Origin of the sequence: Kluyvera sichuanensis, assembly GCF_014218705.1 — a bacterium.
GTDB lineage: Bacteria > Pseudomonadota > Gammaproteobacteria > Enterobacterales > Enterobacteriaceae > Kluyvera > Kluyvera sichuanensis.
This window is the reverse complement of record NZ_JABBJF010000002.1, coordinates 270,918-292,533: the sequence shown is the minus strand read 5'-3', so window position 1 is coordinate 292,533 and position 21,616 is coordinate 270,918. Positions and strand designations below refer to the sequence as shown.

Here is a 21,616-nt window from a genome sequence, read left to right as displayed (position 1 = left end):
ACTCCTTACGCGCTCAGCAGCTGCTTCATATCTTCTTCAACGGTAGTCACGGAACGCAGACCGAATTTCTCGTTGAGGACTGCCAGCAGGTCCGGCGTGAAGAAGCCTGGCGCAGTTGGGCCAGTCACGATGTTTTTCACGCCCAGAGAGAGCAGGGTCAGCAGGATCACAATTGCCTTCTGTTCGAACCAGGAGAGCACCAGAGACAGCGGCAGGTCGTTCACGCCACAGCCCAGTTTTTCTGCCAGCGTTACCGCCAGGATGATGGCAGAGTAAGCATCGTTACACTGACCGGCATCGACCAGACGCGGCAGGCCTTCGATATCGCCGAACTCCAGCTTGTTGAAGCGGTATTTACCGCAGGCCAGGGTCAGGATCAGGCAGTCATCCGGTACGCTGGTGGCGAAATCGGTGAAGTAGTTACGTTCACCGCGTGCGCCGTCGCAGCCGCCGACCAGGAAGATGTGACGCAGTTTTTCGCGGCTCACCAGATCGATCAGAGTATCCGCTGCGCCCAGCAGGGTCTGACGGCCAAAACCAACGGTGATCAGGTGTGGGATTTCGCTGTACGGGAAGCCAGCCATCTGCTGTGCCTGAGCGATAACCGGGCCGAAGTTGTCGCCTTCAAGGTGGCTTACGCCCGGCCAGCCGACGATGCTACGGGTCCAGATACGGTCGTCGTAAGCGCCTACGGTTGGGTCGATGATGCAGTTAGAGGTCATCACGATTGGGCCAGGGAAGCGGGCGAATTCAACCTGCTGGTTCTGCCAGCCGCTGCCGTAGTTACCGATCAGGTGTTTGAATTTACGCAGCTCTGGGTAGCCGTGTGCTGGCAGCATTTCGCCGTGGGTATAGACGTTAACGCCGGTGCCTTCAGTTTGCTCCAGCAGGTTGTAAAGGTCTTTCAGGTCGTGGCCGGAGATCAGAATACATTTACCTTCGGTCGCTTTCACGTTGACCTGAGTTGGCGTTGGGTGACCGTATTTAGTGGTTTCGCCAGCGTCCAGAATGCTCATCACTTTGAAGTTCATCTGGCCGATTTCCATTGAACACTCCAGCAGAGCGTTCATGTCGGAAGGCCAGGTGCCCAGCCACGCCATGATTTTGTGGTACTGCGCGTAGATGTCGTTGTCGTACTGGCCGAGAACGTGGGCATGTTCCATATAGGCCGCCGCACCTTTCAGGCCGTACAGGCACAGCAGACGCAGGCCCATAATGTTTTCACCGATAGCGGCTTTATCTTTGTTTGGGGTGAACTCAGCGGCCTGCTGTTGCAGGGCTCCCAGATCGTCGCTGGCCAGCTGCAGGTCAGCCATTGGGTTATCAACGGTGGCGTTGGCATCTACGGCCAGGCACTGTGCTTTCAGCTCATCACGCATCGCGATTGCTTCACGGGCATAGCCAACGATACGTGGGGAATCGAAGTTAACGTTAGTCAGGGTAGAGAAGAACGCGCGCGGGGCGAAGTTATCGACGTCGTGGCTGATAATGCCGTATTCGCGAGCTTTAACCGCCCATGCGGACAGACCTTGCAGGGACGCAATCAGCAGATCCTGCAGATCGGACGTTTCTGCGGTCTTACCGCACATACCCTGTGCATAAGAGCAGCCGTTCCCTGCCGGAGTACGGATGGTTTGTTCACATTGCACACAAAACATGGTCACACCTTTTAAAGTTATATTTAATATACATGTTTAAGGGTAAGCCTGGTGCTTAGCCTTGAAAAGGGATTTCTGGTGCAACTTAAAGGGAGGTTGATTTAGCGCAATTTTGGCGGCAGCCGGGGCTACCGCCATAGAGGTATCAGGCGGTGAAGAAGGCCATCATCAGAGGAACCAACAGGCTCAGCAGGAAGCCGTGGACGATGGCAGGTGGCACCATTTCTACGCCACCGGAACGTTGTAGCACCGGCAGGGTAAAGTCCATTGACGTTGCGCCACATAGCCCCAGCGCCGTTGAGCGACTGCGGCGAACCAGACCGGGGATCAGCATGATGGCGAGCAGTTCGCGCGCGAGGTCATTAAAGAAGGTGGCGCTGCCGATCACCGGGCCATAAGCATCAGTCAGAAGAATACCTGAGAGCGAATACCAGCCGAATCCTGAGGCCATCGCCATTCCGGTTTTAATCGGCAGTCCGAGCAGAAAAGCGTTAATCACCCCGGCTACCATAGAGCTTGCGACCACCACCAGCGCAATTAGCATGCCACGGCGGTTGAGAATTATCTGTCGCAGCGTCATACCACTATTTCTCAGCTGAATACCTACAAGGAACAGGAGGAAGATAAGCGTATATTCGCTGGCGTCGGTGGCATGCTGTAAAAAAGCAAAACCGCTTAGTCCAACCACAAAACCGGCTATAACCACAAAGCACAGTTTTAATGATTCCAGCGCCATGGCGACGCGGGACGGTAATTTTTCCTGATGGTGTGGATGCCCCCACGGACGCACTTTTTCAAGCCACATTAGCGCCAGCATATTGCACGCTAAAATAACCACAATACTAATGGCGGAATAGTGGAAAATAGCTAACAGGTTATCCGCCAGATTATCCAGGAATGCCAGACTGATCCCCATAAAGAAGAGAATAAGATAAACAATCCAGCTCAGCAGACGGTTGATTAGCTGCAGCGCGCTGCGGTGGGTGAGGGGGATAAGGTAGCCGATAATGAGTGGCACCAGAATGATTAGCAATCCCGATAACATGGCGAGCTCAGTTCCTTGCAGTGTTGAAATAGCGCACAGACACTACCGAAAACCCCATTCTGAGTAAAGCCACGAAAAAAGAAAGACCCGACAAAGCCGGGTCTTTCTTATGTAGCCCGGCCAAGCGAAGCGCCGCCGGGGATACCCGGAGTCGGCGCCTGAGCGCCTCGTCCGGGCTACAGCCGTATTATTTCTTTTCCAGCAGGGTGCGATAAATCAGACCACCGAGGATACCGCCGATAATTGGCATGACCCAGAAGAGCCACAGCTGGTTCAGTGCCCAACCGCCCTGGAAGATAGCCACTGCAGTACTACGCGCCGGGTTAACAGAGGTGTTAGTCACTGGGATGCTGATCAGGTGGATCAGGGTCAGCGCCAGACCGATAGCAATAGGGGCGAAGCCCGCTGGCGCATTTTTATCAGTTGCACCGTGGATAACCAGCAGGAAGCCACAGGTCAATACGATTTCAATCACGATAGCGGACAGCATGGAGTAGCCACCCGGTGAGTGTTCGCCGTAGCCGTTAGAAGCGAAACCACTGGCTGCTGCGTCAAAGCCTGCTTTACCGCTGGCGATGAGATACAGAATAGCAGCAGCGATAATCCCGCCCACAACCTGAGCAATGATATAACCGATAACGTCTTTAGCCGGGAAACGACCGCCCGCCCACAGGCCCAGCGTCACTGCCGGGTTAAAATGGCCGCCAGAAATGTGCCCTACAGCAAAAGCCATGGTGAGAACGGTTAAACCGAACGCCAGCGCCACACCCGCAAAGCCAATCCCTAACTCTGGGAATGCTGCAGCCAGAACCGCACTGCCGCAACCACCAAATACCAGCCAGAAGGTGCCAAAGCACTCTGCAGCCAATTTTCTAAACATAACCACCTCGAATTAAAAATATCATCGTCATAAAGGATGACGACTGAATTTATACCGGCCTGAATTGAGCGGCAGGCATAGTCAGCGCTATTTTAGAAACTAACGTCATCCCTTAACCAGTTAAATAAATACGCGAACTTTGATACAAAACAATGTGGTGTTAATCCTTGAGCAATTCATTCTTTAATTTAGAGTGTAGTGCATTATTTTCGGAATAATCGTGAAGAGTGATTGAGAGCGCATTTTATTACTTTGCACGGTTAATGACGCCTTCTTCTACCTGAAAGTAAGGGAATGAGCGGATGTCAACGCCCCTCCATGCCGCTATACTGCGAGAATGAAAGGAGAGCAGGCGTATTGTGTTACGGAGGAGTTATGCTTCTTGAGCGCACCGAGATTGCAGGGTTTCGCGGCATCAACCGTTTGTCGTTAATGCTGGAACAAAATAATGTCTTAATCGGCGAAAACGCCTGGGGTAAGTCGAGTCTGCTGGATGCATTGACGCTGCTGCTTTCCCCGCATGAAGGGCTGTATCACTTTGTCCGCAACGATTTCTGGTTCCCGCCCGGCGATGTTCAGGGGCGCGAACATCATCTGCATATTATTCTGACCTTTCGCGAGAACGAGCCGGGACGCTACCGCGGGCGTCGTTACCGTGGCCTCACCGGCTGCTGGTCGCTGTGCCCTGACGGCTATCAGCGCATTTTCTATCGCCTGGAAGGTGAACTGGCCGCCGACGGTAGCGTACTGACTTTACGCAGCTTTATCGACAGCGACGGCCAGGCGCTGGAACTGGATGATATCGATGCCTGCGCGCGCGAACTGATTCGCCTGATGCCGGTGCTGCGCCTGCGCGATGCCCGTTTTATGCGTCGTATTCGTAACGGCACCGTGCCGAACGTACCGGATGTCGAGATTACCGCCCGTCAGCTGGATTATTTGTCGCGTGAGCTGGTCACCAGCCCACAGAACCTGAGCGACGGGCAAATTCGCCAGGGGCTCTCGGCGATGGGGCAACTGCTCGAACACTACTTTTCTGAACAGGGATCCGGCCCGGCGATCCAGCGCCTGATGCGTCGGCGCTCTCACGATGAGCAGCGTAGCTGGCGCTATCTCGATCTTATTAACCGCATGATAGATAAACCCGGCGCCCGCAATCACCGGGTGATCCTGCTGGGCATGTTTGCCACCTTATTGCAGGCGAAAGGGACGGTCAGGCTGGATAAAGACGCTCGCCCGCTGCTGCTGGTGGAAGACCCGGAAACCCGACTGCACCCCATTATGCTCTCCGTGGCCTGGAGCCTGCTGAACCTGCTGCCATTGCAGCGTATTGCCACCACGAACTCTGGTGAACTGCTGTCGCTGACGCCGATGCAGTACGTTTGCCGTCTGGTGCGTGAATCGTCCCGCGTTTCTGCCTGGCGCTTAGGGCCGGAAGGGATGAACGCTGAAGATAGCCGCCGCATCTCCTTCCATATCCGCTTTAACCGCGCTTCATCGCTGTTTGCCCGCTGCTGGCTGCTGGTGGAAGGCGAGACGGAAACCTGGGTGATTAACGAACTGGCGCGCCAGTGCGGCCATCACTTTGATGCTGAAGGGGTGAAGGTGATTGAATTTGCTCAGTCGGGATTAAAGCCGCTTATCAAGTTTGCGCGCCGGATGGGTATTGAATGGCACGTGCTGGTCGACGGTGACGAGGCCGGTAAAAAGTACGCCGCCACCGTGCGGGGGTTGCTCAATAATGATCGGGATCAGGAGCACCATCACCTGACCACGTTGCCGGCGCTGGACATGGAACACTTTATGTATAAGCAGGGCTTTTCCAGCGTCTATCACCGTGTTGCACAGCTGCCGGAAAATATTCCGATGAACATGCGCCGGGTGATTACCAAAGCTATCCATCGGTCGTCAAAACCCGATCTGGCCATTGAAGTGGCGATGGAGGCGGGGCGACGGGGTACTGAAGCCGTACCGCCTTTACTGAAGAAAATGTTTTCCCGCGTCGTCTGGCTGGCGCGCGGGAAGGCAGATTAGCGCGTGCTGGTCTGCAAAATCTGCTGCTGGAGCGTATCCAGCAGCTCGTAGCGGCGGCGGTACTCCGCCCGTTTTTTGCTGGCAATCTCTTCCATGGTTTTACGCGGCAGCATCAGCGGCAGCACGTAATCTCCTTTGCTATCTACCGTTGCGCTGAGCGATTCCCAGAAGCTGTTGTAATCGGCATGCAGTTTGTCGCGTTTTTTACGACGATAGCGCAGGCTCTGGTAGATATGCGTCTCGTTGCTGACGGCGCGAACGTGTTCTACCGACAGCGGTGTCGCCAGCGTTAACAGCGCATCCACCACCAGGCGTTTCGGGAACAGGCCATGACAGGCTTTCGTCGCGGTTTGGATAAGCTGGTGCGGAACGTGCGCCTTCGCCCCCTGCAAACCCCCAATATAAAAGGTATCCACCCCGTTGAACTGGCATAACGTAAATGTTAGCTCCGCCAGCACGGTGTTGTTTTCATCACGAAACGTTAGTGTGGCTTCACCTTCTTTATCCTGCATGGCATCTGCGTTGAGGCGAATAGCGTACTGCTGACCGTCTTTGCCGTTAATGGTCGCCAACAGCGCGCCGTGCGGTGAGAGGTAGCCTTTAGCTACGCGTTCCGGCAGATGGCTCAGCAACTGCTGGTAGTGCCAGCTTAACGCCTCGATGATCTGTTGATGATCGGTGTGGACAGACAACCACGGACGGTGCAGACGGCACGGTAGACCAGGCTGTACATCAAGGATCTGTTTTAAATGTGGTTGTTTTGCCAGGTTCGCCAGCAGCTTGCCGGTCATGCGCGGCGTGCTCAGTGAACGCAGCATGAACTTAAAGCGATAGCCTGGATTTTCCCACGCTCGGCCAGGCGTTAACGCACCGGTTGATAGCAGCCGAAAGAAATGCCAACTGGATTCTGGCTGCAGGGCAGTGGAGAGGGAAAGTTCGGCGAGGCTGGACATAGGAATAATCTCATAAGAAAGATTTGCCTATTTAAGCAACGAGATGCTCAACACAATTTCAACAAATGTAAGAATTGTGGAGATTAATCTTTGTTGATGAAGCGTTTAGGTTTGGTGGTGTCTGTTTTCTGCGTATTTCTACGCACCACATCAGCAGTGCGTAGAAAAAGAGATTAGCGCTGGCCAAAGAGCGTCGACATTTGCGTGCCAATGGTATCCAGCAACTCAAAGCGGCGGCGGTACTCTGCGCGTTTTTTGCTCGCAATTTCGGCAAGATCTTTGCGGGCAATAGTGACAGGGATATGGAAATAGCGGTTTTGATCGCATTCACCGCCTACGGCTTCCCAAAAGCTGTCGTAATCCGAAAGGACGGCTTTGTTTTTATCGTGGTAGCGCTCGCCACGGAAAATATGGACCGTGTTGCTGACGGCGAGAATTTGTTCCACCTGCAGACGGCCTGCAAAGTGGCAAACGGCTTCCATCACCAGGCGTTTCGGGAACAGGCCGTGGCAGGCTTTGGTCGCTTCCTGAATGGCTTCATGAGGAAGTTCACGTTTACCGCCCTGGAGGCCACCGATAAACAGCGTCCGTTGGTTCTGATAGCTCAGGATGGTAAAGGTCATTTCCGCCAGCGTATCGCCATTCGCGTTACGCATCAGGATAGTGCTATCGCCCTCTTTGTCGAGATTGACATCCATGGTCAGTTCAATGCTGAAGACCTCACCGTTTTTCCCCTCTAGTTTTGCAAGTGGGAAATACTGCGATTTCAGATAGGTCTCAAACTCTTCAGGGGACATTGCCTCGGATAACAGCTTATAGTGATAACGCAGCGCATCCACAATCAAAGGGCGAGGGAAATTGACCGCCAGATAAGGACGATGCAGTCGCACCGGCAGGCGAGGTTGACGGGCCATGACCGCGTTAAGATTTGACCATTGAGATAATTCGTGCATCCAATCGCGGTTTAAGCGTGGCATCAATAAAGAACGCACCATAAACTTCCGCCGGAAGCTGTTTTTATGCCAGTGTTCGCTAGGACGCCACTGCCCGCTGAACAGGCTGAAAAACAGCCCAAGGCCGGAGAAAGAATGCGCTGGGGGAAGAGAGTTATCACTGAGCTGAGACATTGATGGCGACCTGATATAAAAAACTTTTCCAAAGTTTACAATTGGAAAACTAAACCAATTCTCAATCATCGGAAAATTCTTAGATATCTTTAGTGATTGTTTATATTTTGTTTACGCTTGCCTTTTCATTCTGATGGATACACTGGGGAATTCAGGATTTTTATGAACATCAAGGGAAAGTTTAAAAAACGCTATGTCATCGCGGCAATCGTCGTGATTATCGCCGTGATAGCGGTCTGGAAAACGCTGAACGCGCCGTTGCCCAACTACCAGACGTTGATTGTCCGTAAGGGCTCCCTGGAGCAGAGCGTGCTGGCTACCGGTAAGCTTGACGCGCTGCGCAAAGTAGACGTTGGTGCGCAGGTGAGTGGGCAGTTGAAAACGCTGTCGGTAAGCATTGGCGATAAAGTCGCGAAAGATCAGCTGTTGGGGGTGATTGACCCCGAACAGGCGCAAAACCAGATAAAAGAGGTAGAAGCCACGTTGATGGAACTGCGAGCGCAGCGCCAGCAGGCTGAAGCCGAATGGAAGCTGGCGAGTGTAACCCTTTCACGCCAGCAGCAACTGGCAAAAACCCAGGCGATTTCGCGCCAGGATCTGGATACCGCTGCCACCGAAATGGTGGTGAAAAAGGCGCAGATTGGCACAATTGACGCACAAATTAAGCGAAATCAGGCCTCTCTTGATACCGCCAAAACCAACCTCGATTTCACGCGTATCGTCGCGCCTATGGCGGGTGAAGTTACGCAAATTACTACCCTGCAGGGGCAGACGGTGATTGCCGCCCAGCAGGCGCCGAATATTCTGACCCTTGCCGATCTCCGTACGATGCTGGTGAAAGCGCAGGTGTCGGAGGCTGATGTTATCCACCTTAAACCAGGGCAGAAAGCCTGGTTTACGGTGCTGGGTGACCCGCTGACGCGTTATGAAGGCACGCTCAAAGACATTCTGCCAACGCCGGAGAAGGTCAACGACGCCATCTTCTACTATGCCCGTTTTGAAGTGCCTAACCCGCAGGGCGTTTTGCGCCTCGACATGACGGCTCAGGTACATATCCAGCTCAGCGGCGTAAACGATGTGCTGACCATCCCGCTTTCCGCGCTGGGCGAGAACGTGGGAGACAACCGCTACAACGTGCGTCTGCTGCGTAACGGCGAGGTGAAAACCCGTGAAGTCGTGATTGGCGCGCGCAACGACACCGATGTGGAAATTGCCAAAGGGCTGGACGCGGGCGATGAGGTGATTACCGGAGAAGGTAAAGCCGGGGCCGCACAATGACCGCACTGCTTGAACTGAGCAACATCCGCCGCAGCTACCCGTCCGGTGACGGCAGCGTGGATGTGCTTAAAGGCATCTCTCTGCAAATTAACGCCGGTGAGATGGTGGCGATTGTCGGCGCTTCCGGCTCGGGTAAATCCACCCTGATGAATATCCTCGGCTGTCTTGATAAGCCTACAAGCGGGACTTATCGGGTTGCCGGGGTCGATGTCGCGACGCTGGATAGCGATGCGCTGGCCGCGCTGCGGCGCGAGCATTTTGGCTTTATCTTTCAGCGCTACCATCTGCTGTCTCACCTGACGGCCGCGCAGAATGTTGAAGTGCCAGCCGTCTATGCTGGCATGGAGCGCAAAGCCCGTCTTGAACGCGCGGAAGAACTGCTGCAGCGTCTTGGGCTTGCCGATCGCGTGGATTATGCCCCTTCGCAGCTTTCCGGCGGCCAGCAGCAGCGCGTCAGTATCGCCCGCGCGCTGATGAACGGCGGCCAGGTGATACTTGCTGATGAACCCACGGGGGCGCTCGATACCCATTCGGGTGAAGAGGTGATGGCTATCCTGCATCAGCTAAAAGAGCAGGGTCACACCATTATTATCGTCACCCACGACCCGCAGGTTGCCGCACAAGCCGAGCGAGTGATTGAGATTCGTGACGGCGAAATTATCCATAATCCGCCCCCGCGTCAGACTACGGTGGCGGCGCGCAAACCCGCGACTCAGAATGCGTCCGGCTGGCAGCAGTTCAGCAACAGCTTCCGCGAAGCGCTGTCGATGGCCTGGCGCGCGATGGTCGCCAATAAAATGCGCACATTGCTGACCATGCTGGGCATTATCATCGGCATCGCCTCTGTGGTTTCTATCGTGGTGGTGGGCGACGCGGCTAAGCAGATGGTGCTGGCGGATATTCGCGCCATCGGCACCAACACTATTGATGTCTATCCGGGGAAAGATTTTGGCGATGATGACCCGCAGTACCAGCAGTCGTTGAAATACGACGACCTGCTGGCGATTGAAAAGCAGTCGTGGGTCAGTTCGGTCACTCCCTCGGTATCAAAAAACCTGCGTGTCAGGGCCGGCAATATTGATGTGGCTGCCAGCGTTCAAGGCATTGGTCAGCACTATTTTAACGTCTACGGTATGACCTTCAGCGAAGGGAACACCTTTAACGATGTGCAGGCCGCGGAGCGTTCACAGGTGGTGGTGCTTGATGGTAACACGCGACGCCAGCTGTTCCCGAATAAAGCGAATGTGGTGGGTGAAGTCATCCTGGTCGGCAATATGCCCGCGACGGTTATCGGCGTGGCAGATGAAAAACAGTCGATGTTTGGCAGCAGCAAAATTCTGCGTGTCTGGTTACCTTACTCGACGATGTCCGGGAGGGTGATGGGACAGACGTGGCTCAACTCGATTACCGTCAGGGTGAAAGAGGGTTACGACAGCAGCCTTGCCGAAGAGCAACTCACTCGGCTGTTAAACCTGCGGCACGGGAAGAAAGATTTCTTTGTCTGGAACATGGACAGCGTCTTGAAAACCGCGGAACGCACCACACATACATTACAGCTGTTCTTAACGCTGGTGGCGGTGATTTCGCTGGTGGTGGGCGGTATTGGGGTGATGAACATTATGCTGGTGTCGGTGACCGAGCGTACCCGGGAAATCGGCATTCGTATGGCGGTTGGGGCGCGAGCCAGCAACGTGCTGCAGCAGTTCCTGATAGAGGCGATCCTGGTCTGCCTTGTCGGCGGCGCGATCGGTGTGGCGCTTTCCATGATGATTGCGCTGCTCTTACAGTTGGTGCTGCCGGGATGGGAAATTGGCTTCTCGCCGCTGGCGCTGCTGACGGCATTTATCTGCTCGACGCTGACCGGTGTGCTGTTTGGTTGGCTACCTGCGCGCAACGCCGCCCGGCTCGATCCGGTCGATGCGCTGGCGCGGGAATAAGCGCAAAAGAAATGAAAAAATGCCAGTCAGAAGGACTGGCATTTTGACAGCGGGATGTACACAATGGGGCAGTAACTAGGCGGCTGTTTCTGCTTCCAGAGGGATAATCACGCTGGCATGATTACCTTTCGGCCCCTCGTGGACATCAAACTGGACGGATTGCCCGGCTTTTAACGTTCTGTACCCATCCATCTGGATGGTGGAGTAATGGGCGAAGATGTCCTCGCCACCGCCTTCCGGGCAAATAAAACCGAACCCTTTAGCATTGTTGAACCACTTAACAGTACCCATTTCCATACTTCGACATCCTTCGTAACACTATTATACGTTTATAAGTAGATGGAATGAACCGGTGGTGGAGTCAGGAGTTGTTCAAAACCTCACCAACTCTCGCCAGTACAATTTAGATATTTCGCACAATGCGTCAAGCGTTTGAGGGAGGCTGAAGGGGGAAAATGCATCAAAATTTGAAGCAGTTAACGCTATTGACGGGAATGTGACAGAGTTCGCGAATGACAGCTATAGGTGATAGCTATCTATGATCTACAGTAAATTTAGAACGTGTATGCACAGGAGCAAGTGGCTGCGTAGCAGACGGTAAATGTGTCATTAATACCGTCAATACTACGAGGCGCTAAAGTGCAAACAGGAACGTCAGCAGCACGAGATGACACCCACAATGATGACTGACAATGAGTAAGACCAGAGACTGGCTGGATTTCGACCAGCTTTCGGCAGATAAACTTCAGGATGGGCTTAAGCCCCCATCGATGTATAAAGTGATATTGGTCAATGATGATTACACTCCGATGGAGTTTGTTATTGACGTGTTACAAAAATTCTTTTCTTATGATGTAGAACGCGCAACACAACTGATGCTAACGGTTCACTATCAGGGTAAAGCAATTTGTGGTGTCTTTACGGCAGAAGTCGCCGAGACCAAAGTTGCCATGGTGAATCAGTACGCGAGGGAGAACGAGCATCCACTGTTGTGTACGCTGGAACAAGCCTGATACAGGCATGAAAATTGGGGGAGGTGCCTATGCTCAATCAAGAACTGGAACTCAGTTTAAACATGGCTTTCGCCAGAGCGCGCGAGCACCGTCACGAGTTTATGACCGTCGAGCATCTGTTGCTGGCTCTGCTTAGCAACCCATCAGCCCGTGAAGCGCTGGAAGCGTGCTCGGTCGATCTGGTGGCGCTGCGTCAGGAACTCGAAGCCTTCATCGAACAAACCACGCCGGTGCTACCGGTCAGTGAAGAAGAGCGCGAAACGCAACCGACGCTCAGCTTCCAGCGTGTTCTGCAGCGCGCGGTCTTCCACGTCCAGTCTTCTGGGCGTAGCGAAGTCACCGGCGCTAACGTCCTCGTGGCGATTTTCAGCGAGCAGGAGTCGCAGGCTGCGTATCTTCTGCGTAAACATGAAGTCAGCCGCCTTGACGTGGTGAACTTCATCTCTCATGGCACGCGTAAAGACGAGCCAAGCCAGCCTTCCGATTCCGGGAATCAGCAGACTAACGAAGAGCAAGCAGGCGGGGAGGAACGTATGGAAAACTTCACCACCAATCTTAATCAGCTTGCTCGCGTCGGGGGAATTGACCCGCTGATTGGCCGCGACAAAGAGCTGGAGCGCGCCATTCAGGTGCTGTGCCGTCGCCGTAAGAATAACCCGCTACTGGTGGGGGAATCCGGTGTCGGTAAAACGGCGATTGCGGAAGGCCTCGCGTGGCGCATTGTGCGTGGCGATGTGCCGGAAATCATGGCCGACTGCACTATCTACTCGCTCGATATCGGTTCGCTGCTGGCGGGCACCAAGTATCGCGGCGATTTCGAAAAACGCTTTAAAGCGCTGCTCAAGCAGTTAGAGCAGGACACCAACAGCATTCTGTTCATCGACGAAATCCACACCATCATCGGTGCGGGTGCCGCGTCGGGTGGGCAGGTAGATGCCGCGAACCTGATTAAACCGCTGCTCTCCAGCGGCAAAATTCGGGTAATGGGCTCCACCACGTACCAGGAGTTCAGCAATATCTTTGAGAAGGACAGGGCGCTTGCGCGTCGTTTCCAGAAAATCGATATTACCGAACCGTCGGTAGAAGAGACCGTACAGATCCTGAACGGCCTGAAGCCGAAATACGAAGCGCACCACGATGTCCGTTACACCGCGAAAGCGGTACGTGCGGCAGTGGAGCTGGCGGTGAAATACATCAACGATCGTCATTTGCCTGATAAGGCCATCGACGTGATTGATGAGGCAGGCGCTCGCGCCCGTCTGATGCCGGTGAGCAAGCGTAAGAAAACGATCAACGTGGCGGACATCGAATCCGTGGTCGCGCGTATTGCGCGTATCCCGGAGAAAAGCGTCTCCCAAAGCGATCGCGATACGCTGAAAAACCTCGGCAACCGTCTGAAGATGCTGGTATTCGGCCAGGATAACGCTATTGATGCGTTGACCGAAGCCATTAAGATGAGCCGCGCAGGCCTCGGCCACGATCATCGTCCGGTGGGCTCCTTCCTGTTTGCTGGCCCGACTGGGGTGGGTAAAACGGAAGTAACCGTCCAGTTGGCGAAGGCGATGGGCATCGAACTGCTGCGTTTCGATATGTCCGAGTATATGGAACGCCATACGGTGAGCCGCCTGATCGGTGCGCCTCCGGGATACGTTGGTTTTGACCAGGGCGGCCTGCTGACCGATGCGGTTATCAAGCATCCGCACGCGGTACTGCTGCTGGACGAAATCGAAAAAGCACACCCGGACGTCTTTAACCTGCTGCTGCAGGTGATGGACAACGGAACGCTGACCGATAACAACGGTCGTAAAGCCGATTTCCGTAACGTGGTGCTGGTGATGACCACCAACGCCGGCGTACGTGAAACCGAGCGTAAATCGATTGGCCTTATCCAGCAGGACAACAGCACCGACGCGATGGAAGAGATCAAAAAGATCTTTACGCCAGAGTTCCGTAACCGTCTCGACAACATTATCTGGTTCGATCATCTGTCGACTGACGTGATCCACCAGGTCGTCGATAAGTTCATCGTCGAGTTGCAGGTTCAACTGGATCAGAAAGGCGTGTCGCTGGAAGTCAGCCAGGAGGCCCGCAACTGGCTGGCCGAGAAAGGCTACGACCGTGCGATGGGCGCGCGTCCAATGGCGCGTGTGATTCAGGACAACCTGAAAAAACCGCTGGCTAACGAACTGCTGTTTGGTTCGCTGGTTGACGGCGGCCAGGTCACCGTGGCGCTCGACAACGAGAAGAACGAGCTGACCTACGGCTTCCAGAGTGCGCAGAAGCATAAGCCAGAAGCGGCGCATTAACGTTAATCACATGCGGTAAAAACAAAAACCGAGCTGACAACAGCTCGGTTTTTTTATGCGCCATCTTCGGTGTTTCACGCTGACATTCCATTTTCGCAAATTTGAACAGCTGGATAATAACCAGACGTAAGGGTTGGCATGATGGAGGCAGAAGATAACCAGGCGGTGGCATAATGTTTTCGAAATTGTTATCGGTGATTTTACTCACCTGCGCGTTATTCTCTGGCCAACTTATGGCCGGCCATAAAGGACATCAGTTTTTGTGGGTTAAAAATGCCGATCACCAGCTACGTCATGAAGCGGATAGCGATGAGCTACGCGTGGTGGCGGAAGAGTCAGCGGAAGGGCTGCGTGAGCACCATCACTGGCAAAAATCGCGTAAACCGGAAGCGCACAATTTATGAGGTGATGTGGAAAAGGAAAAAAAATGCCCCGCAATAAGCGAGGCATTAATATTCAGCAAATAGCGCTCGGCGAAAGTAGCGCCAGACGCTCATTATCTGCGGAGATTAGCGACTACGGAAGACAATGCGGCCTTTGCTCAGGTCGTACGGGGTCAGCTCAACAGTCACTTTGTCGCCCGTCAGGATACGGATGTAGTTTTTGCGCATTTTACCGGAGATATGTGCAGTAACCACGTGCCCGTTTTCCAGTTCTACGCGGAACATGGTATTAGGTAACGTATCAAGAACGGTACCCTGCATTTCAATATTGTCTTCTTTGGCCATCTAATCCTCTGGGGTATCACTACCGTAATTTGAACCGGCAAGATAATGCCGAAGTTCATCAAGTAAGTAAAGAATTGTCCGTCTTAATCGGCGAAAGTCGTTTTTGCGCATTACCCTTTCACCACACAAATGCATCGTGTGATGGGCACGAACCAGGCCGGAAACAGCAGGATAAACGTGGGCGTTATCTGACTCGAAGATTCCCAAACGTCGGCGGGGTAAAAGGCAGAAGCGACTCTCGTCGGCAATTATATCATCCTGATGGCAATTGTGCTGAAATCATTTACGCTTCAGGTAAAAAGAGCGCTCGGGGTACCCAAAACTTATCGGCAAGCGGCTGCATGCGGAGCGTATTGAGATGCTCGAGGTAGTCGCGACGCGGGATTTCCTCCGCGCCCAGGGAAGCGGTGTGGCTATTGAGCACCTGACAGTCGATGAGTTTGCCACCCGCCTGACGGAATGCCTCGCAAAAGATGTACAGCGCCGTCTTAGAGGCGTTCTCCGCGCGGCTGAACATCGACTCGCCGCAGAACAGTTCGCCCATGGCAACGCCGTACATGCCGCCTACCAGCGTGTTTTCCTGCCATACCTCGATAGAGTGCGCATGACCAAGCTCGTGTAGGCGATGATAGGCCTGGCTGATGCTGGTGGTAATCCAGGTACCTTCGTGACGATCCTGCGCGCAGCCGGCGATCACATCGCTAAAGGCGTAGTTGATCGTCACGCGATAAGGGGAGGTTTTGTGAAACCGCTTCATGCTGCGGCTGAGGTGAAACTGCTCAGGCCACAGCACGGCGCGGGGATCCGGCGACCACCAGAGAATAGGATCGCCGGGCGAAAACCACGGAAAAATGCCGCGCTGATAGGCCATCAGCAGGCGCGCGGGGCCGAGATCGCCCCCTAAAGCGAGCAGTCCGTTTGGTTCACGTAATGCGCCCTCAGGCGAGGGAAACGCGATCGAGTGTCGAGAAAGCTGGACAAGGCGCATGTCGCGATGACCTCACGAAACAGGGTTAACTAATCATAGTCTACAGACGCTGTTTAAACTGGTAGTAACGGCCTTGTTTTGCCAGCAGTTCTGCGTGATTACCTTGCTCAATAATTTGCCCGTTGTCCATGACAATTATCTGATTAAATCGCGCCAGCCCGCGCAGACGATGGGTCACCATCAGCAGCGTTTTATGACGCATTACGTCGGCCAGTAGTTCAAGCACCTGGCTCTCGGTGGTGGCGTCTAACCCTTCGGTCGGTTCGTCCAGCATCATCAGCGGTGCATCGTGCAGCAATGCCCGCGCAATCCCCAGTCGACGCAGCTCGCCGCCGGAAAGCTGACGTCCACCTTCACCCAGCCAGCTGTTCAGCCCGGCGTCTTCCAGCAGCTTCTCAAGACCGGTACGGCGCAGAACCTCGCTGAGCGCTTCATCGCTCGCGTCAGGCTTCGCCAGCAACAGGTTGTCGCGCAGGGTCGCGCTGAACAGATGCACGCGCTGCGGCACCAGGCTGATGGTCTGACGCAGCGTCTGCTCATCAAACTGGGTCAGCGGCATGCCGTTCAGCAGAATTTCGCCCTGCTGCGGGTCCCAGGCACGGGTGAGTAACTGGAGCAGCGTCGATTTACCGCAGCCGGTACGGCCGAGGAGGGCGATATGCTGGCCTGCCGCAATATTCAGTGACAGATTATTCAGCGCAGGCTGCGCTTGCTGAGGGTAGGTGAATGACACCCGATCCAGCGTCAGCGATACCTGTTGAGGACGCGCCACAGCCTGCTCTGGGAAGGTCACTTCCGGTTGCTGTTCAATAATCTGGCTGATACGCAGCGCTGAGGCGATAACCTGCCCAAGATGCTGGAAGGCGCCGGTCACTGGCGCCAGCGCTTCAAAGGCCGCCAGCGCACAGAATACAAACAGCGCAATCAGCGCGCCGGGTTGGCTGTTGCTACCAACGCCGCCAGCGGCTAACCACAGCATGGAGACCACGGCGACGCCGCCAATTAGTAGCATTAACGCCTGTGACAGAGCGGTCAGTTCAGACTGACGGCGCTGGGCGTCGTGCCAGTTGAGTTCGGTTTGCTCCATCTGCTTCCGATAACGCTGGCTGGCGTTAAAGATAGTCAGCTCTGCCTGCCCCTGCAGCCAGCCGGTTAACTGTTGGCGATACTGCCCGCGCAGGCTCGTCAACTGCTCACCTGTGGGTTTACCTGCGCGATAGAACAGCGGCGGTAGAACCAGCAGCGTGGCCAGCATAATGCCGCCGAGGGTAAGCGCCAGACCAACGTCCAGCAGACTAAGCCCGGCAGTCACCACCAGAATGACGACTAATGCACCGACTAATGGCGAGATGACGCGCAGATAGAGGTGGTCGAGCGTATCGACGTCCGCCACCATGCGGTTGAGCAGTTCGCCCTGACGAAAACGCGCCAGCCCGGCGGGCGACAGCGGCAGCAGCTTGCTGAAGGTAAAGACGCGCAGATGTTGTAAAACGCGGAAGGTCGCATCATGACTGACCAGGCGCTCAAAGTAGCGCCCGGCAGTACGGATAATCGCCGCGCCGCGCACGCCAGCGGCAGGCAGCATGTAGTTGAAGGTGTAAGCGCCCGCGAACCCGACAACCGCTGAAGCAGAAAGGAACCAGCCGGAAAGGGTCAGTAAGCCAATGCTCGCAAGCAGGGTGATAATCGCCAGAACAACGCCCAGGCTTAACAGCCACTTGTGACGTTTATAGAGCGCCAGATAAGGCAACAGTGCGCGCATTTAAATCTCCTCCTGACGGCTAGCCAGCAGGCTGGCAAACACGCCGTTAGCATCAACCAGCTGCTGATACGTTCCCTGCTCAATAATCTGACCGTTTTCCATCACCCAGATAGCATCCCAATCGGTAATACCTTCCAGCTGGTGGGTGACCATCAGCGTGGTTTGTTGGGTGGAGGCTTCGGTCAGCGCCTGCATCACACGCTGCTCGCTGTGAGCATCCAGACTGGCGGCAGGTTCATCCAGCAGCAGCAGACGGCAGGGGGCGAGTAGGGCGCGGGCGACAGCGACGCGCTGAGCCTGACCCACGGACAGACGCGCGGCCTGTTCGCCGACAACGGTGTCGATACCGTCAGGAAGCTGTGGCAGGAATTCGCTGACCCAGGCTTTATCCAACGCCTGTTGCAACTGTTGCTCGCTGGCCTCCAGATTGCCGAGCAGGATGTTCTCACGCAGCGTAGCCGCCGGAAGCTGCGGGTTTTGCCCGACCCAGCTCATCATGCGGTGCCAGCCTTCCGGGTGCAGATTGCGTAATTCAACGCCGTTCACTTTCAGCGAACCGCTATAGGGTAGGAAACCGGCCAGCGCATTCAGCAGCGAGCTTTTACCGGAACCGCTCAGGCCAACCAGCACGGCGCGTTGCCCGGCGTTAAGCGTAAAGTTGAGCGGCCCAACCAGCATTTTGCCTTCCGGCGAGGTGATAAACAGATCCACGGCGCTGAGAGTAACCGGTTCGCTGGTCTCCAGCGTCTGGTCGCCCTGTTCCGGATGCGCCAGCGGCGCTTCGAGGAATGTTTTCAGGCTGTCGGCGGCGCCAACGGCCTGCGCCTTGGCGTGATAGAAGGTGCCTAAATCACGCAGCGGCTGGAAGAACTCAGGGGCCAGGATCAGCGCCAGGAAACCGGAGGAGAGCGTCACGGCAGTGCCGTAGCTGCCGAAGTTTAGTTCGCCAAGGTAGGAGAAGCCGAAATAGACGGCGACCAGCGCAATGGAGAGCGAAGTAAAGAACTCCAGCACGCCGGAGGAGAGGAAGGCCAGTCGCAGGACTTCCATCGTACGTTGACGGAAATCCTGCGAGGCCTCGCGAATGCTTTCCGTTTCTGCTTCGCCACGACCAAAGATACGCAGCGTATCCATGCCCCGCAGACGGTCGAGGAAGTGACCGCTCAGGCGCGCCAGCGCCAGGAAGTTGCGACGGTTGGCATCGGCCGCGCCCATTCCCACCAGGGCCATAAACAGCGGAATTAACGGTGCCGTCATCAGCAGTATTAATGCGGCGACCCAGTTGGAAGGGAAGATCGCGACCACAATCAGCAGCGGCACGCAGGCTGCCAGCGCCATCTGCGGCAGGTAGCGGGCATAGTAATCGTGCATGTCATCGATTTGCTCGAGGATAAGCGTCGCCCAGCTACCGGCTGGCTTGCCCTGAATCCAGGCCGGACCAGCCTGCTGCAGGCGGTCGAGCACCTGGCGGCGAATTTCAAATCGAATCTGTTGCCCGGCGTGAAAACCAACGCGCTCCCGCAGCCAGACAACCCAGGCGCGCAGGATAAAGATCAGCACCAGCTGGATAAACGGCAGCAGCAACGCTTCTCGCGGGATATTCTCCATAATCATGTGATGGAGAATGCGGGCAAGGAACCAGGCCTGGGCGATGATCAGTACACCGCTAACGAAGCCGAGCAGACGGGAGGTCATCAACCAGCGGCGTGACAGGACGCTTTGCTGTTTGAGCCAGCGGGTGAGTTCTTGTTGGCGACTTTTATTCATTGGGCGCTTAGCAGGTGCTTATGGCTAATGGTTTCAGTTATGGGCGCGGCAATGTTACATCGCAGAAAAAATAAAGGCGACTTATCGTCGCCTTTTTTACTTTTGTTACTGACTTGTAAAGATTATTTGCACGCGTCAGCCAGACCGTCGAGGTAGCGCTCAGCGTCCAGCGCGGCCATACAGCCGGTACCCGCAGAGGTGATCGCCTGACGGTAAATGTGGTCCATCACGTCACCCGCTGCGAACACACCAGGAATGCTGGTTTGCGTTGCGTTGCCGTGAATGCCGGACTGCACTTTGATGTAGCCGTTTTCCAGCGCCAGTTGACCTTCGAAGATCGCGGTATTTGGGCTGTGGCCGATAGCGACGAACAGACCCGCGACGTCCAGCGACTCAATGTCGTCGTTTTCAGTAGAACGCAGACGCAGACCGCTCACGCCCATCTGGTCGCCGGTCACTTCTTCCAGCGTACGCTTGGTGTGCAGCACGATGTTGCCGCTTTCCACTTTATCCATCAGACGTTTGATCAGGATTTTTTCCGCACGGAATGAATCACGGCGGTGAATCAGATGCACTTCTGATGCGATGTTGGACAGATACAGCGCTTCTTCCACGGCGGTGTTGCCGCCGCCGATGACCGCGACTTTCTGGTTGCGGTAGAAGAAACCGTCGCAGGTAGCACAGGCGGAAACGCCGCGGCCTTTAAACGCTTCTTCCGACGGCAGGCCCAGGTAGCGAGCAGAGGCGCCGGTGGCGATGATTAACGCATCGCAGGTGTATTCACCGCTGTCGCCGGTGAGACGGAACGGACGGTTTTGCAGATCCACGCTGTGGATGTGATCGAAAATAATTTCGGTCTCAAACTTAGTGGCGTGCTCGTGCATACGTTCCATCAGCAGCGGACCGGTCAGGTCGCTTGGATCGCCAGGCCAGTTTTCCACTTCTGTGGTGGTGGTCAGCTGACCGCCTTTTTCCAGCCCGGTAATCAGTACCGGCTGCAGGTTCGCGCGTGCAGCATAGACCGCAGCGGTGTATCCCGCAGGTCCAGAACCAAGGATTAACAACTTACTGTGTTTGGCCGTGCCCATGAGATCCCCATAATTGTTGGCAGACATTGCTCTGGATTGTAGGGAATTTGTAGACGTAAAAAAAGAGCACAGCGATTTTGTTAACGATATGTGTAATAGAATGAGCCGATTGATTGGCTATTTTAACATCAAAAAATATAACTATTTCTACTGCCAGGCTGATGATTATAAGACGATTACATGTGAAACCGGACCCAGGATTCATGAATATCTGGCATGTTGTACTAAAAAAAGATGTTTTGCTTTGACAATCCCCTAAGCTTTTGCGACAACATTCAAGGAAGAAGAAAAGCAGTGTTTCGCGTGTGGTGAATTTTCATGCACGCAAATGCCATTTTTACCCGGATCACTGAAATCTACGTATGGTGTGGACAGACATCATACGTGATGTCGGAGGGTGGCCGTGAGGCGCCGGGGCTTCTCATACGCATACCCTGGGATATTCGTCGTTGCAGCAACAACGGCGCATTGAAATCGGGAGAAGGCTCTGAACAGTGAAGTGCACAGAGTCAAGACAGGAGTAGGGAAGGAATACAGAGAGACAATAATAATGGTAGATAGTAAAAAACGCCCTGGCAAAGATCTCGACCGCATCGACCGCAACATTCTCAATGAACTGCAAAAAGATGGGCGTATTTCGAACGTCGAGCTTTCCAAAAGAGTAGGACTTTCTCCGACCCCGTGCCTTGAGCGCGTACGTCGTCTGGAACGACAGGGTTTTATTCAGGGCTATACCGCGCTGTTAAACCCGCATTACCTGGATGCATCGCTGCTGGTTTTTGTTGAGATTACTCTGAATCGCGGTGCGCCAGACGTGTTTGAACAATTTAACGCCGCTGTGCAAAAACTTGAAGAAATTCAAGAGTGTCACTTGGTTTCCGGCGATTTCGACTATCTGTTGAAAACCCGCGTACCGGACATGTCGGCTTACCGTAAACTTCTTGGCGAGACCCTGCTGCGCCTGCCAGGCGTGAACGACACCCGTACTTACGTCGTTATGGAAGAGGTTAAGCAGAGTAATCGTCTGGTAATTAAGACCCGCTAAAACGGAA

Annotated in this window: 18 protein-coding genes; 7 read left to right on the top strand and 11 right to left on the bottom strand. The window is 54.7% G+C overall.

What is annotated here, in order from left to right; translation table 11 throughout:
* Positions 1-5: 5 nt before the first annotated feature.
* The 3 genes from hcp to aqpZ all read right to left on the bottom strand — a co-directional run bounded on the left by hcp (position 6) and on the right by aqpZ (position 3,583).
* On the bottom strand, positions 6-1,658 hold the full coding sequence (gene hcp, locus HII27_RS03665) for a hydroxylamine reductase (RefSeq protein ID WP_185666598.1): 1,653 nt from the start codon (positions 1,656-1,658) through the stop codon (positions 6-8).
* 145 nt (positions 1,659-1,803) lie between these two features.
* Positions 1,804-2,703 (bottom strand): lysine exporter LysO family protein, encoded by a 900-nt coding sequence (locus HII27_RS03660; protein WP_185666596.1) that lies wholly within the window; start codon positions 2,701-2,703, stop codon positions 1,804-1,806.
* 187 nt (positions 2,704-2,890) lie between these two features.
* A complete protein-coding gene (gene aqpZ, locus HII27_RS03655; protein WP_185666594.1) occupies positions 2,891-3,583 on the bottom strand; it encodes an aquaporin Z in 693 nt (230 codons plus the stop codon).
* A 375-nt stretch (positions 3,584-3,958) separates the two neighbouring features.
* Here aqpZ and HII27_RS03650 point away from each other — a divergent pair, with 375 nt between their 5' ends.
* Positions 3,959-5,617: an ATP-dependent endonuclease gene (locus tag HII27_RS03650; protein ID WP_185666593.1), complete on the top strand. Its 1,659-nt coding sequence runs from the start codon at positions 3,959-3,961 to the stop codon at positions 5,615-5,617.
* On the opposite strand, the gene HII27_RS03645 is transcribed toward HII27_RS03650, so the two are convergent.
* Both HII27_RS03645 and HII27_RS03640 read right to left on the bottom strand, forming a co-directional pair.
* Positions 5,614-6,570, bottom strand: coding sequence for a VirK/YbjX family protein (locus tag HII27_RS03645; RefSeq protein WP_185666591.1), 957 nt, complete (start codon positions 6,568-6,570; stop codon positions 5,614-5,616). The two genes, HII27_RS03650 and HII27_RS03645, sit on opposite strands and share 4 nt — an antisense overlap.
* A 173-nt stretch (positions 6,571-6,743) precedes the next feature.
* Positions 6,744-7,697, bottom strand: coding sequence for a VirK/YbjX family protein (locus HII27_RS03640; RefSeq protein WP_185666590.1), 954 nt, complete (start codon positions 7,695-7,697; stop codon positions 6,744-6,746).
* Positions 7,698-7,859: 162 nt separating this feature from the next.
* On the opposite strand from HII27_RS03640, the gene macA reads away from it, so the two are divergent.
* Both macA and macB read left to right on the top strand, forming a co-directional pair.
* A complete protein-coding gene (gene macA / locus HII27_RS03635; RefSeq protein ID WP_185666588.1) occupies positions 7,860-8,975 on the top strand; it encodes a macrolide transporter subunit MacA in 1,116 nt (371 codons plus the stop codon).
* Positions 8,972-10,912, top strand: a complete 1,941-nt coding sequence (gene macB, locus HII27_RS03630; RefSeq protein WP_185666587.1) for a macrolide ABC transporter ATP-binding protein/permease MacB — start codon at positions 8,972-8,974, stop codon at positions 10,910-10,912. Before macA ends, macB begins: the two co-directional genes overlap by 4 nt.
* A gap of 75 nt (positions 10,913-10,987) precedes the next feature.
* Here the strand turns inward: macB and cspD are convergent, their stop codons facing one another.
* Positions 10,988-11,209 (bottom strand): cold shock-like protein CspD, encoded by a 222-nt coding sequence (gene cspD, locus HII27_RS03625; protein WP_035896359.1) that lies wholly within the window; start codon positions 11,207-11,209, stop codon positions 10,988-10,990.
* Between the two features lie 395 nt (positions 11,210-11,604).
* On the opposite strand from cspD, the gene clpS reads away from it, so the two are divergent.
* The 3 genes from clpS to HII27_RS03610 all read left to right on the top strand — a co-directional run bounded on the left by clpS (position 11,605) and on the right by HII27_RS03610 (position 14,635).
* On the top strand, positions 11,605-11,925 hold the full coding sequence (gene clpS / locus HII27_RS03620; protein WP_035896358.1) for an ATP-dependent Clp protease adapter ClpS: 321 nt from the start codon (positions 11,605-11,607) through the stop codon (positions 11,923-11,925).
* Between the two features lie 29 nt (positions 11,926-11,954).
* Entirely contained in the window at positions 11,955-14,231 is a 2,277-nt protein-coding gene (clpA, locus tag HII27_RS03615) for an ATP-dependent Clp protease ATP-binding subunit ClpA (protein ID WP_035896357.1), read from the top strand.
* 173 nt (positions 14,232-14,404) lie between these two features.
* Complete coding sequence (locus HII27_RS03610) at positions 14,405-14,635, top strand: DUF2554 family protein (RefSeq protein WP_185666586.1); 231 nt, start codon at positions 14,405-14,407, stop codon at positions 14,633-14,635.
* 105 nt (positions 14,636-14,740) lie between these two features.
* Here the strand turns inward: HII27_RS03610 and infA are convergent, their stop codons facing one another.
* The 5 genes from infA to trxB form a co-directional block, all read right to left on the bottom strand.
* Complete coding sequence (infA, locus tag HII27_RS03605; RefSeq protein WP_002211347.1) at positions 14,741-14,959, bottom strand: translation initiation factor IF-1; 219 nt, start codon at positions 14,957-14,959, stop codon at positions 14,741-14,743.
* Between the two features lie 283 nt (positions 14,960-15,242).
* Entirely contained in the window at positions 15,243-15,947 is a 705-nt protein-coding gene (gene aat / locus HII27_RS03600) for a leucyl/phenylalanyl-tRNA--protein transferase (protein WP_185666584.1), read from the bottom strand.
* Positions 15,948-15,987: 40 nt separating this feature from the next.
* Positions 15,988-17,709, bottom strand: a complete 1,722-nt coding sequence (gene cydC / locus HII27_RS03595) for a heme ABC transporter ATP-binding protein/permease CydC (protein ID WP_185666583.1) — start codon at positions 17,707-17,709, stop codon at positions 15,988-15,990.
* Positions 17,710-19,476 carry a heme ABC transporter permease/ATP-binding protein CydD gene (gene cydD, locus HII27_RS03590; RefSeq protein WP_185666581.1) on the bottom strand — a complete coding sequence of 589 codons (1,767 nt, stop codon included), beginning with the start codon at positions 19,474-19,476 and terminating at the stop codon, positions 17,710-17,712.
* A gap of 122 nt (positions 19,477-19,598) precedes the next feature.
* A complete protein-coding gene (trxB, locus tag HII27_RS03585) occupies positions 19,599-20,564 on the bottom strand; it encodes a thioredoxin-disulfide reductase (protein ID WP_185666580.1) in 966 nt (321 codons plus the stop codon).
* A 550-nt stretch (positions 20,565-21,114) separates the two neighbouring features.
* Between trxB and lrp the strand changes: the two genes are divergently transcribed.
* Complete coding sequence (gene lrp, locus HII27_RS03580; protein WP_000228469.1) at positions 21,115-21,609, top strand: leucine-responsive transcriptional regulator Lrp; 495 nt, start codon at positions 21,115-21,117, stop codon at positions 21,607-21,609.
* The last annotated feature ends 7 nt before the right edge of the window (positions 21,610-21,616 follow it).